At 55.1% G+C, this 11,718-nt stretch carries 12 protein-coding genes; 7 read left to right on the forward strand and 5 right to left on the reverse strand.

The genetic code is table 11. The features are described from left to right. Positions 1-620: 620 nt before the first annotated feature. From ACTG1P_RS01460 to ACTG1P_RS01470, 3 genes are all read left to right on the forward strand, one after another. The gene (locus ACTG1P_RS01460; protein ID WP_081100809.1) at positions 621-854 is read left to right on the forward strand and encodes a hypothetical protein; all 234 of its coding nucleotides are present in this window, start codon (positions 621-623) and stop codon (positions 852-854) included. Between the two features lie 46 nt (positions 855-900). Continuing rightward, complete coding sequence (locus tag ACTG1P_RS01465; protein WP_440000272.1) at positions 901-1,314, forward strand: DUF2513 domain-containing protein; 414 nt, start codon at positions 901-903, stop codon at positions 1,312-1,314. 198 nt (positions 1,315-1,512) lie between these two features. After that, the gene (locus tag ACTG1P_RS01470) at positions 1,513-1,995 is read left to right on the forward strand and encodes a hypothetical protein (RefSeq protein ID WP_440000273.1); all 483 of its coding nucleotides are present in this window, start codon (positions 1,513-1,515) and stop codon (positions 1,993-1,995) included. Here the strand turns inward: ACTG1P_RS01470 and ACTG1P_RS01475 are convergent. From ACTG1P_RS01475 to ACTG1P_RS01485, 3 genes are all read right to left on the reverse strand, one after another. Continuing rightward, positions 1,969-3,093, reverse strand: coding sequence for an MFS transporter (locus tag ACTG1P_RS01475; RefSeq protein ID WP_440000274.1), 1,125 nt, complete (start codon positions 3,091-3,093; stop codon positions 1,969-1,971). The genes ACTG1P_RS01470 and ACTG1P_RS01475 overlap by 27 nt on opposite strands. A gap of 95 nt (positions 3,094-3,188) precedes the next feature. Continuing rightward, positions 3,189-3,638 (reverse strand): cyclophilin-like fold protein, encoded by a 450-nt coding sequence (locus ACTG1P_RS01480; protein ID WP_440000275.1) that lies wholly within the window; start codon positions 3,636-3,638, stop codon positions 3,189-3,191. A gap of 82 nt (positions 3,639-3,720) precedes the next feature. Continuing rightward, positions 3,721-4,857 carry an alpha/beta hydrolase gene (locus ACTG1P_RS01485; protein WP_440000276.1) on the reverse strand — a complete coding sequence of 379 codons (1,137 nt, stop codon included), beginning with the start codon at positions 4,855-4,857 and terminating at the stop codon, positions 3,721-3,723. 210 nt (positions 4,858-5,067) lie between these two features. Between ACTG1P_RS01485 and ACTG1P_RS01490 the strand changes: the two genes are divergently transcribed. Continuing rightward, complete coding sequence (locus ACTG1P_RS01490; protein ID WP_440002267.1) at positions 5,068-5,952, forward strand: LysR family transcriptional regulator; 885 nt, start codon at positions 5,068-5,070, stop codon at positions 5,950-5,952. Positions 5,953-6,165: 213 nt separating this feature from the next. On the opposite strand, the gene ACTG1P_RS01495 is transcribed toward ACTG1P_RS01490, so the two are convergent. Continuing rightward, on the reverse strand, positions 6,166-7,992 hold the full coding sequence (locus ACTG1P_RS01495) for an ATP-binding protein (protein WP_440000277.1): 1,827 nt from the start codon (positions 7,990-7,992) through the stop codon (positions 6,166-6,168). Positions 7,993-8,000: 8 nt separating this feature from the next. Beyond that, entirely contained in the window at positions 8,001-8,492 is a 492-nt protein-coding gene (locus tag ACTG1P_RS01500) for a molybdopterin-dependent oxidoreductase (RefSeq protein WP_005351410.1), read from the reverse strand. A 338-nt stretch (positions 8,493-8,830) separates the two neighbouring features. Here ACTG1P_RS01500 and ACTG1P_RS01505 point away from each other — a divergent pair, with 338 nt between their 5' ends. The 3 genes from ACTG1P_RS01505 to ACTG1P_RS01515 are packed head-to-tail and all read left to right on the forward strand — an operon-like array spanning position 8,831 to position 11,718. Then, entirely contained in the window at positions 8,831-9,181 is a 351-nt protein-coding gene (locus tag ACTG1P_RS01505; protein WP_005333409.1) for an STAS domain-containing protein, read from the forward strand. Beyond that, entirely contained in the window at positions 9,178-9,594 is a 417-nt protein-coding gene (locus tag ACTG1P_RS01510; RefSeq protein ID WP_323928295.1) for a hypothetical protein, read from the forward strand. Before ACTG1P_RS01505 ends, ACTG1P_RS01510 begins: the two co-directional genes overlap by 4 nt. 18 nt (positions 9,595-9,612) lie before the next feature. Further along, positions 9,613-11,718 (forward strand): SLBB domain-containing protein, encoded by a 2,106-nt coding sequence (locus ACTG1P_RS01515; protein ID WP_005351417.1) that lies wholly within the window; start codon positions 9,613-9,615, stop codon positions 11,716-11,718.

An 11,718-nucleotide genomic window follows, 5' to 3' on the forward strand; every position in this document is an offset into this window, starting at 1 on the left:
CATCTAATGGACTGTGGTGCATTGCCTCAAGTTATCCACAATTACCCATCATTCACGGCTTTCAGCCTGTTCCGTTCTGCTTCTTCTCCTGCATGATTCATCTATAAATCAATGTGTGCCACTAAAAGCACTGTAAACCATTGTTGTTATTGCTGTTTGTCTGTCTATGTGTGACACAGTGCAATCAGGGTGGCTCAATGAGCCACTACATATCCGGCAATGTTCTTGTTTCTTCTTGTTATCTCTAACAAGTGAACACCTCATAAAGTTGTATGCTGCAACCATATTGCTCATTCACTAACTATTCGATGTTGTAGCACGTCTGTAGCTCCATTGTGGCACGTCAATTCCCCTGTGAGAGGGTGTTTTTGTAACTTATGAAACCATTCAGGGGGTGAAAAGTTGATATTGTCTAACACTGTTTATTTATACAGGTATTATCAAAACTTTGCTCAAGCCTTACGTGATAAGGCTTGCAGGGCAGGGGAGAGGCATTGTGTGTTGGTGAAAAACTCATCTAGAAAACGTTTGCCAAACGCGTCCAGATACCATATCTTGTGTTTGTGTCAGATAAAGACACAATATGTAGTTATTAATTGGGTATTTTTGAGGGTTTAAATATGACTAAGAAAACTTCCTCTGATGTAGGTTCGTTGGCAGCAAGTGTCTTGCGTGATCCCAATGCGTCAAAGGTTCAGAAACAGCTTGCTGGGTCAGCTTTGTCTCAGACAGGGACTAGCAAAGATACTGGTTCTACTATGGAGACAAAGGCAGCGAAGGTACTTGAAAGTGATAAGTACAGTGATCTGACTAAGACCCTTGCTGGCTCGGTACTGTCTCAAAGCAAAAAGTGAAGAACTATGTCCCGCTTCGGCGGGGCACTTTTACAAGGGGAGTTGCATGAAGCGAGATTGGGACGTCATTAGGAATATTCTTCTCAAGATTGAGAATGAGGAGGATCTGTTTGCCTCGCTACCAGAGAAACCGAAGTGGAACAATGATCTCTCAGTCGAGGATAATCTCAAAGCTGAGGAGGTATATCGCCAAGCTGAAGGCCACTTATGCGGACATCTCGAAATTCTTATTGAGTCAGGCTACATAGACGGGCTTCAAGTTATCAGGGCTGGTCATCAATGGTCTTGGGGGCTTTTCGGCCCGCGACTAAAAATGCCAGGGCATGACCTACTGGATACTCTCAGACCTGTTGGAATGCCACAAAGATTAACCAAGTTTGCTAATGAACGTGGCGTAGAGCTAACGATTGATACTATAAAGGCTGTTTTTGGTGCCTTTGTTGGCTCAGTTTTAGCCTGAAAACTGGCACACAATATGGTATAGTGGCTCTGTAACGTGTTGATTTTATCCATGTTGAAGGCGCTAAGTTCGTCTTATAGTGGGATAAGCAAGCTGGTAGGGCCACCACTTGTTTCTGCAATTCAATAAGTTACAGCTAATAGCCCCTTCAGACCTCTTGGTAATCCACTTTGTGTGGATGAATCAGGAGTCTTCTCTGTGAATCTCTGGCTCTATCCGCAAGGTATCTGGTACTACCGCAAGGTGACTGTGCTTCCCTGTGGTCGCCGCAAAGACATCAAGAAATCTCTCCGAACTCGGGACAAGCTGGTCGCTCGTGAACAGGTGGCTAAGATGCTTGCCTGTGCGCGTTCTTGGTTAAAACCTGAGTCTGTCCAGCCAGAACCTCAGCCAAACTCCCTGCCGGAGCTTCAGCAGCTACCGCAACAGATACAACCAGCAGTCAATCCTGCCCCTCAGTCGGCCCCTATGGATCCTTCTGCCATTGCATCCCCTGTACTCTCAGAACTCAGTGAGCGTTACCTAAAAGAGAAGGCCCTCTCCTGGGCACCGAAAGAGCTCAGCAACCAGAAGAACTACATCGGCTGCTTCATCAAGGCGCTGGGTGAAATACACTGTGCGATGGCGAATGGATTTGCTAACGAATGGGTCAACTTACTGGTCAAGCGTGACGGGCCTTAGTCGGCTGCCATTGCCGACCACCATGGAGGCGGCGGTCAGTAACAGGGCACTGCCCATAAAGGTGGCCCTGATAGAGAGGGAATCCAGTAACCACCCCCCCACGGCAGCCCCCAACGTGATCGCCAGCTGAATAGCTGCCACCATCAGGCCTCCACCGCTCTCGGGTGAATCTGAGATGCCCTGGGTGATCCAGGCTGACCAGGCGACCGGAATGGCGGAGTTAAGGGCACCCCAGAGGATCAGCATCAGGGCCACACTCCAGAAGTGATGCTCCACCGCCAGCAGCGCCAGGGTGATAACGCCTAGCACCAGTGGCAACCAGCGCAGCATCCGGTAAAGATGACGGCGCAGCAGCATGCTTACCGCTGTGGTGCCGACAAAACCGGCCAGCCCCAAAGCCAGCAGCAGCGCCGAGAGTTGTGGCAGGTCGACCTGGGTGCGTGTCTCCAGAAAGGGGCGAAAATAGGTAAAGGCACTGAAGGCGCCGGCAAAGGTCAGCGTCACGCCCATGATGGCAATGGCGACGTTGGGTCTGCGCATAAGGCGAAATGCGCTGTGCGGGCGTGCTTGGGAGTGCATGGAAGGCAGGCAAAGTACCATCCACAGCACGTTGATCACTACCAACGGTACCAGCAGCCAGAACACGCCTCGCCAGCCGATCAGTCCACCCAGGTAACTGCCAATGGGGGCCGCAAAGGCGGTCGCGACCGCATTGCCGGTATACAGGATGCCCAACGCTTTGGGGACGGATTGGCTGGAGACCAACCGCATGATGGTGGCGGTTGCCAGCGCCCAAAAACCGCCGATAACGATCCCGAGCAGAGCGCGTGCCACCATCAGCACGGTAAAGTTGGGGCTTAGGGCGATCACGATTAAAGAGGTCAGCATCACGACGGCTAGCCCCATGAGCACATGACGTCGGTCCAGCCGGTGAGAAAGAGGAGCGATCAGCAAACTGGTCGGGACGGCAAACAGGCCGGAGATGGCAATAGCAAGACCGGCCATGCCATTGCTGGCACCCAGATCGGTGGCGATCGGCGTCAGCAGGCTGACCGGCATAAACTCGGCGGCAATGAGCAGTGCCACACACAGGGACATGGCGGCAACTGCAGACCAGTGTTCGTTGACGACAGCGGGTGTATGTGATGATAACGATGTTACGTTCATGGCATGACCTGAAAGTGAATATGGGCTTATTCGATTGCTTCGATCGTGATGCTGGCGGCCGAGGTTGTGGTCAGGTGGGAGAGACCCGATTCAATGCGCCCTAACTTAATCAGTCCGGTCGAATAGCCAAAGTCCCGATAGAAGATCGCCAGATTGCCCCACGGGGCGTAATAGGTGAGATCCCCCACGTTCGGGTCAATGCCTTTTGGGGCGCCCTGTGTGGTCAATTTGCGGGGCAGATAAGCAATCTTCTCGGTGTCGGCGTAATCCTCGAGGGGCAGTGTCAGGGGGAGCATGGCAAAAAAGTCCCGGGCGCTGTGACTATCTTCCAGGGTGGCCGTGATGATCTGGCTGGCTATCGTCATCTTGATGTTCATACTATCTGCCTTGTTCTGAGCCTTAGTACTTGTAGCGGTTGCTGTGCTGGTCATCCCCAGCAACAGGGCCATCACGCTGACAAACACTCCTCTGGTCATTGCTCTTCTCCCTATGTGACGTGAATGGTAGCGGCGAAACCAGTGAGAAAACGCGGCGAAGAGGCCGCCGCGTTTTCGACGCTTACTTCAGGTTGGTTTTGAAGAACTGCTCGAACTTGGCGAACGGGATCTTGCCAGCCTGGTTGTCATACAGGTCGACATGATTGGCGCCAGGCACAACGACCAGCTCTTTCTGCTTGCTGCCAACGGCCTTGAAGGCATCTTCGGCAAAGTAACGAGAGTGAGCCTGCTCACCGGTCACGATCAGAGTGGGAATGGATATTTCGCTTGCATAACTCAGCAGCGGCATATTCATGAATGACAGCGGCATGGTAGTGGTCCAGGCCCCGTTAGAGTTCACAGAACGGGCATGGAAACCACGCGGTACACGGTAGTAATCGAAGAACTCCTTGAGTACCGGGTGCGGATTTTCCGGCAGCACCTCTGGCAGGGTGCGGGCGGCAGCGGTGACATTTCCCGTGTCATCGACATAGAGGTCGTGATTGCTATGGGCATAGGTGCCACTTTCCGCATCTTTCCAGCGTTGTTCATTCAGGTATGCCAGCACGGCGCGGCGATCGGCGGTGGAATATCGATCCTTGCCATCGCCCACCCCATGCCCCATGGCCCGGCTCATGTCATACATCACGCTGGTTGCCACCGCCTTGATGCGGGTGTCGCCAGCGGCGGCATTGAGGGCCATGCCACCCCAGCCGCAAACCCCCAGCAGACCGATACGGTTGCGGTCGACCTCTTTTTGCAGGCCGAGAAAATCGACGGCGGCGCTGAAATCTTCGGTGTTGATGTCTGGCGAGGCCACATCACGCGGCTGGCCGCCACTCTCACCGGTGTAAGAGGGGTCAAACGCCAGCGTGACAAAACCACGCTCAGCCAGGGTCTGGGCATAGAGGCCGCTTGACTGCTCTTTTACGGCACCAAATGGGCCGCTCAGGGCAATGGCCGCCAGCTTGGCGTCTCCCCGGTTTTTCGGCAGATAGAGGTCAGCCACCAGAGTGATGCCGTAACGGTTCTTGAAGGTGACCTTGCGATGATCGACCTTGTCGCTTTGGGCAAAGGTCTTGTCCCATTGGGTGATCATGGAGACAGGTTCAGTGGGGTTGGTGGTTTGGGCATGACTCAATGTCGAGACTCCGGTTAATGCGGTGCCCAGCAGCAGGGCTGACGCGATAGCTGTCAGTTTCTTGGGGAGAACATTCATGGCAAAGTTCCTCGAAATCGGATTTCTGATGCGTGGTCCTGGTGGTGGGTATGCTGCTTTTGTGACCCACGGCTCATATTCTAGTTAGAACAATTAGTGATGATTAGAGGCAGTATCTTGATAAGATTCATACCATTATGTTCTTAATTAAAGTGTCTGATGCACATCTGACGCTGGTCGTGGCGGACAGGAATATAGGGGGTGAACAAAATGACAGGCCGCGAGAATTACAACGATCTCCACGTCTTTATGCTGGTCGCTCGGGAAGGGAGTTTTACCAAGGCCGCAGCCAGGTTGGGGCTTGCCCAGTCCGGGGTCAGCCGAACGATTCGGGATCTCGAGGCCCGGCTCGGGGTGCAGCTTCTGATGCGCACCACCCGCAGCCTCTCCTTAACCCAAGCGGGTGAGCAGTTGTACCGCACGGCGCAGAGCTGTTTTCAGTCCCTTGATGCGGGTCTGGCCACGCTCGCCCACTATCGTGATACCCCTTCAGGCACGGTACGGATCAACGCCAGCCAACATGCCATCGACAAGGTGCTGCTTCCCAAGCTGGCCATCTTCAGGCAGCGTTATCCCGATATTCGGCTGGAACTCATCAGTGAAAGCCGCTTCGTGAACATCATCGATGAGCGCTTTGATGCTGGCGTGCGGCTGGGTGACGAGGTGGATGAGGGGATGGTGGCCGTGCGCATTACGCCAGACCTGGAGATGGTGATGGTAGCCACACCAGATCATTTTCTTCAATACGGATTTCCCCAGACGCCGGCCGATCTGGCGGGACATCCCTGTATCGCTTACCAGTTTGCCGATGGCAGTCTCTATCAATGGGAACTGTGGCAGGAGGGTAAACCCATCAAACATCGACCACAGGGGCAGTGGGTTTTCTCTGACAGTTACATGGAGGCGGCTGCTGCCAAACTGGGGCTGGGACTGGCCTATGTGCCAGAGGAATTGGTGAGCGATGAACTTGAGCGCGGCATCTTAATCCAGGTATTGAAACCCTATAGTCACCGTTTGGCTGGTCTGTACCTCTATTATCCCCACCGCAATGTTTCACCCGCATTAAGAGTGGTTATTGATGCATTAAAAACATAAATATAGTCATCCACTCTGGTCTGGACGTTGTAGGGAGGGGATTACTAGATCTGTACAGATCAAAAAATCCCTGCATACCCGAGACAAGCTGACGGCCCGTGCAGCTGTTGCGAAGCGGCTTGCCTGCGCGGGTTCCAGACCCAAGCCCATTCAGTTGCCTGCAGAGGTCGATGTTGCCCCACATGAGCAATCAGTAGCCCGGAATCCGCGGTTTTATTGCTTGGTGACACGCATGGCTGTGTTGTATTTGAGCCGACCATGGGAAATATGTCTGTTTATCTCGCTTAGCAGCGTCTCTTTATTGATGGGCTTGGTGATATATCCATTCATGCCATGGGAGAGATAGTATTGCTTGGATTCCGGCATCGCATCCGCCGTCAGGGCGATGATGGGGATATCTGCCCAAGGCATCTGGGAGGTGCGGATCCGGGTGGTGGCCACCAGGCCATCCATCACTGGCATCTGGACATCCATCAACACCAGATCAAATTCGGTGTGACCCAGTTTCTCCAGCGCCTCTTCTCCCTGAACGGCCAGTGTGACCTGATGGCCCACGGAGTCGAGCATGGCGCCGATCACCTTGCGGTTGGTGGCATTGTCATCAACCAGCAAGATGCGATAGCTCTCCTGATCCAGCGGCTTGGACGGCAGGCAAACAATCGAGGGGGTCGTGGCTCTGGCGGGCCAGATGTAGGTAAAAGTACTGCCATGTCCCTCGCTGCTCTCTACCGAGATATCGCCGCCCATCAGGCGTGCGAGGTTACGGGATATTTCAAGTCCCAGGCCCGATCCGCCATATTGGCGGGTGATCGAGACATCCGCCTGGGCGAAACGTTGAAACAGGTTCTTTAACTGACTTTTGCTCATGCCGATCCCGGTGTCTTGGATCGAGATACGTATCGAGTAGCGATCCTGCTCCAACAGGGTGCTATCAACGTGGATCTTTACTTCCCCCTGATGGGTGAACTTGATGGCATTGCTCACCAGATTGAAGAGGATCTGGCGCACCCTCAGCGGGTCGATCATCAACCACTCCGGCGTATCGGGGACAACAGTCAGGGTCAGCTTGATCCCTTTTGCATCGCAGTTGCTCTGCATCAGGGCCCGGATATCCTCCAGCAGCTGGGGCAAGTGATGGGGGGCCAGTTGCAGCTCGATCTTGCCCTCTTCCAGCTTGGATACATCCAGAATGTCGTTAAGCAGACCCAGCAGATGGTTTGCCGATTCGCGCGCCGTTTCCAGATAGTCTCGCTCCCTCGGATCCATATCCCGATCGGCCAGCAGTGAGAGCATGCCGAGAATGCCATTCATGGGGGTGCGAATTTCATGGCTCATGTTGGCCAAAAAGCTGCTTTTGGCTCTTGTGCCTGCCTCTGCCGCCTGATTTGCCCGCAGCAGTTTGTCATTGAGCTGCTGCATCAGTTTGTGTTGCAGAAACGAGATATTCATTTGCCGCCAGATCAGCAGGGCGAGCACAAAGAGCAGCGCAAATTGCAGGGTTGCGATGAGTGTCGTCGTGATGATCTGCTCCCTCACGCTGTCGCGACGCGCCACATCAAACAGGGTCGCCTGCTGGTTCACCTCCAGAGTCAGCTGATGGAGCAGGGGGAGCAGGGAGGCAAGCTGTTGGCGCAGTTCTTGATGGGCAAGATTGTCGAGCGGCTTGTTGGCTTCCGGGCCGAGCCAGATATCTGCCAGAGAGATGTAGGATCGAATGGCTTTGCTTGCCTGCTGGTAGATCTCTGTTTGCTGAAGCAGGCTGCGATCCTTGCTCTCCAACACCAGATCCATGCGGCTGACCAGAATATCGTATCTGAGCTGGAAGGTCGGTTGCGACTCATGGAGCAGCGAGCTTTGAAAACGCAGCGCTTCGTTATAGAGCTGGAAATAGTTCCACATCACGTTGTCTTCGCCCTGGCTGGTACTGCGCTGCAGATCCTGAAATTGCCGGTACTGGATGGTACCAATACCGGCAAAGGCAAGGAGCAGCACACAAAGCACCACAAACAAGAAACGTTGACTGGCCGCCATGGAACGCATGATGGGATCTACTCCACTTTTATCGCGCTGATCTGCCAGATAGCCCGACCGTAATAGAGCTTGTTTTGCAGTTCGGGATATTGATCGAACGGATAGACAAGGAACAGCGGCCCTTTGTCACGCACCGACAGTGGCTTGCCATTGATCGTGCGGGCGAGGATGACCCGATACTGCTCGGCATCGCTGGTCGGCACCTGTACCGAGTAGTCATTGAGCGCGGTAATGGTGAGCTGTTTGCCGGTTGCCCCGACCTTGGCCAATACATCTTGCAGCAGCGGGCCGCGAAAGGTCTTGGCTTCGTCATACCAGGGGGTATGGGTTTTGATTTCGTGTACCGGCAGTTGATCCAGCATGGCGCTGTCCCACAGGGCCAGAGCCTGATGAGTGGGGCTGCTGATGGCGCCTTCAACCTTCAACACGGCGCTGTCAGGGGAGGGGGCTGCGTATGCGGTGCCGCAAAGGGCTGCCAGCAGTGGTGCGATGTAAAGGCCTGCTTTCATGATCTCTCCTTCCTGGAAAATGGCGGCATGGGGGCCGGGCCAACGGTGGCTTGTGAAGTGTGTACAAAGGCAAGCAATAATCGGGCCCAGTCTAATGGGCTTGAATTATCAGCCATTTAGCCTGTTATCGGGCGATCTCGGCCCAGGTGAATTGCAGTTTGCAACGTGCGGGGGAGGTTAATTGCAATTTGGCAATCAAAACGAGGAGTGGGTGTCGGCGAATAAGGCGCAAAGAGTATCATTTGGAGAACAAGTGCCGTGGGACTGCCCGGCATAACATTTGCAACGTGCTGAATGCCGTGACAGCAAATAGTCTGAGAATCGACAAGGAGCTAGCGATGGAAAGCATGACTTACACCCTTAATGATATCCAGGTAGTGGTACTGGAAAACGAGTTTGACGCGATGGCCGTCAGTGAGCTCCGCCCGTTGTTTGAAACCCTCTCGACCCACCCGGGAGATATCCTGGCCGATATCAGCGATGTTCACTTTATCGATTCGTCGGGGATCGGAGCCTTGGTATTTCTCTATAAAAGATTGATTATGAACGGGCATCAGATGGCCCTTGTCTGTGGACCCGGTCAACCTCATGACCTGCTGGAGATGCTGCATATCGACCGGGTGATCCCCTGCCATGAGAGCATCAAGGCCTATATGCGTTCCCGTGGCATGATGGCCGCAGCATCATGAAACGGGTTGGTATCCTGCTCTCGTCCATTCTGCTGTCGGGTTGTGTGCAGTGGCCGCCGGAGGGGTATGGCGGCATGGCAGAGGCAAGACCCACCCGTATTCCGGTCAATGAGGATGAACGGCGGGTCTGGTCTCGTTATGATGAGCGTCAGAAGGAACTCGACTTGCAGCTGACGGAATTAAAGCAAGCGAGTCTGCAGGGGTGTATGCCTGCCGAGTTGAAACGACTACAATCTCAACGTATTGATATCGAACGGGATATGCACGGACGGCTCTGGTCGGATGTAGCCTGGCGTCAGACCGTGTTGGCACAATCACTACAACAAGTACGTTTGCGGCTGCAACAGACAACAGCGGATGGCTGTCGTGCTGATTGGTCAGGGCTCCCCTTACGCCAATGGGGGCAGACGTAACAGACGAAAAGGATGTCTATGAAACGGGGCGCTCTCGAAGGATTGATCTGTGTTCTCTTGCTGTTGTTCACCTGCCCGTTACTGGCCTCCACCTTGTTGGCTCCCGGTGATCGGTTGGCCATAGTGCAACCCGGTGAGCCTGCTTTTGATCAGCCTTTCCAGATCAACAAGCAGGGGGAGATTGCACTGCCTGAAGTCGGCAACCTAGTGGTGGGGGGGAAGACCCTGCAACAGGCGGATGAGCTGATCCGCACCGCCCTCAAACCTGTTTACAACAACCTCTCTCAATTGACCGTCACCTTGCTGGAGAAGCGGCTGCTGATCAGCGTGATGGGCTATGTCAAAAAACCCGGCAGTTATGATCTGGCGCCCGATGGCAACGTGCAGATGGCCCTCGATGCCGCTGGCGGTCTGGTGCCCGGTGCCCAGCTCAACAACATGCAGGTGCGGCGCGGCAGCACGGTCTCTAGCTTCGACTACAAGCGTTATCTCGATACCGGCGATGCCAGCGTGTTGCCGCCATTGCAATCCCTCGATGTAGTGTTCGTACCCGCCTCTCCGCTGATCGGCAACGTGCAAATAGATTTTGATGCGGCAACCCTGGCGGCAGGCGGGGATGGCGATACCGGCAAGGCGATCAAGGTATTTGGCGAGGTCAACAGCCCCGGCGCCTTCAGTTTCAAGAGCGGCAACTCCATCGTGGATCTGCTGATGCGGGCCGGTGGGGTGACCCGCTTTGCCGGGGTGGAGCGGATCCGGGTGATCAATGGTGATGCCCCCGAGCTGTTCGATCTCAAAGCCTATCTCGACTCCGGCAACAACAAGCTGCTGCCCAATCTGGCGCCGGGCGCCACCATTTTCGTGCCCAAGGATGAAGAGCAGATAAAACGGGGAGCACGCACCATCTACATCATGGGCGAGGTGTTCAAACCCGGCGCCTATGAGGGGCGGGAAGGGGACTCCTTCCTCGATATTCTGGCCAATGCCGGCGGCCCGACCCGCTATGCCGAGAGTCGCCAGATCCGTTTGCTGCGTACCGATGGCACGATCGAACCCATCGACTTGCAGGCCTATACCGAAGGGATGCAAAAGGCGCTGCCTCAAGTCAAACCCGGTGACGCCATCTTTGTGCCGGAAAAGACCGATATCAACGAGAAGTCCTGGTTGAAAGTGGCACCCGGGCGGGCGGTGATGGTGATGGGGGCGGTGCGGATCCCGGGCCGCTATGAATGGTCTGACGAAATGTCGCTGCTGGATCTGATCGCCCACGCCGGAGGGCCCAACGAGCGGGCCGATATCGCCAAGGTGCAGATCCTGACCGCCGAAGGGGGGCAGGCCACGCCGACCCTGTTTGATCTCGACAAGTTTCTCCATCAGGGGGGGGCGCTTGCCAGCCTGCCGAAGATCCGGGCCGGATTCACCATCATGATCCCCGAGCTGCCCACCGATCCCAGTGACAACAAGTCCCAGTGGGTGCGCCAGTCACCGGACAGTTCCATCTATATCTTCGGTCAGGTCGGGGCCCCCGGTCGCTATGCCTTCAATGAGCAGATGGGCTTTATCGACATCCTGTCGGCCGCCGATGGTCCGACTGCGGCGGCGGATCTGCGCAATGTGCGCATCGCCCATCGCAGTGGCAGCACTGCGCGGGTCAGCAAGCTCGACCTTGCCCTCTACTTTGAAACCGGCGATGAGACCTTGCTGCCCAAGGTGCTGCCCGGCGACTCCATCTATCTGCCGGAGAAGAATCGCCCCTGGCTCGACGAGCCCAAGGAGAACACCATTCGGGTGCTGGGAGCGATAGCCCGCCCTGGTCGCTACCGCTTTGACTCCTCCATGACCCTGCTGGATCTGCTGGCCGAGGCGGGGGGCCCGACTAGCAGCGCCTATATCAAGAAGATTGTGGTGATCAACATGGCCACCAGTGGTCAGGGGGATCAGGCCCGCAGCTTCGATCTCGACGGCTTTGCCAAAGAGCCCGACTTTAGCCAGTTACCGGTGCTGCGCGCAGGGGACACCGTATTTATCCCTGACAGCAAGAGCAGCAACTGGGCCATTTTCATGGATGGCATGCGCGACATTCTGACCACGATCTCGGTGGTGGCCCTGGTCGGGACGCTTTGA

The sequence above is a fragment of the Aeromonas sp. 11P genome (assembly GCF_051920165.1).
GTDB lineage: Bacteria > Pseudomonadota > Gammaproteobacteria > Enterobacterales > Aeromonadaceae > Aeromonas > Aeromonas veronii.

Excerpts from the sequence above, each read along its gene's own strand:
- ACTG1P_RS01510 (WP_323928295.1), top strand. The coding sequence starts at position 9,178 with ATGAAACGGGTTGGTATCCTGCTCTCGTCCATTCTGCTGTCGGGTTGT.
- ACTG1P_RS01480 (WP_440000275.1), bottom strand. The coding sequence starts at position 3,638 with ATGACCAGAGGAGTGTTTGTCAGCGTGATGGCCCTGTTGCTGGGGATG.
- ACTG1P_RS01490 (WP_440002267.1), top strand. The coding sequence starts at position 5,068 with ATGACAGGCCGCGAGAATTACAACGATCTCCACGTCTTTATGCTGGTC.
- ACTG1P_RS01505 (WP_005333409.1), top strand. The coding sequence starts at position 8,831 with ATGGAAAGCATGACTTACACCCTTAATGATATCCAGGTAGTGGTACTG.
- ACTG1P_RS01515 (WP_005351417.1), top strand. The coding sequence starts at position 9,613 with ATGAAACGGGGCGCTCTCGAAGGATTGATCTGTGTTCTCTTGCTGTTG.
- ACTG1P_RS01475 (WP_440000274.1), bottom strand. The coding sequence starts at position 3,093 with ATGTCCCTGTGTGTGGCACTGCTCATTGCCGCCGAGTTTATGCCGGTC.
- ACTG1P_RS01485 (WP_440000276.1), bottom strand. The coding sequence starts at position 4,857 with ATGAATGTTCTCCCCAAGAAACTGACAGCTATCGCGTCAGCCCTGCTG.
- ACTG1P_RS01460 (WP_081100809.1), top strand. The coding sequence starts at position 621 with ATGACTAAGAAAACTTCCTCTGATGTAGGTTCGTTGGCAGCAAGTGTC.
- ACTG1P_RS01495 (WP_440000277.1), bottom strand. The coding sequence starts at position 7,992 with ATGCGTTCCATGGCGGCCAGTCAACGTTTCTTGTTTGTGGTGCTTTGT.
- ACTG1P_RS01500 (WP_005351410.1), bottom strand. The coding sequence starts at position 8,492 with ATGAAAGCAGGCCTTTACATCGCACCACTGCTGGCAGCCCTTTGCGGC.
- ACTG1P_RS01465 (WP_440000272.1), top strand. The coding sequence starts at position 901 with ATGAAGCGAGATTGGGACGTCATTAGGAATATTCTTCTCAAGATTGAG.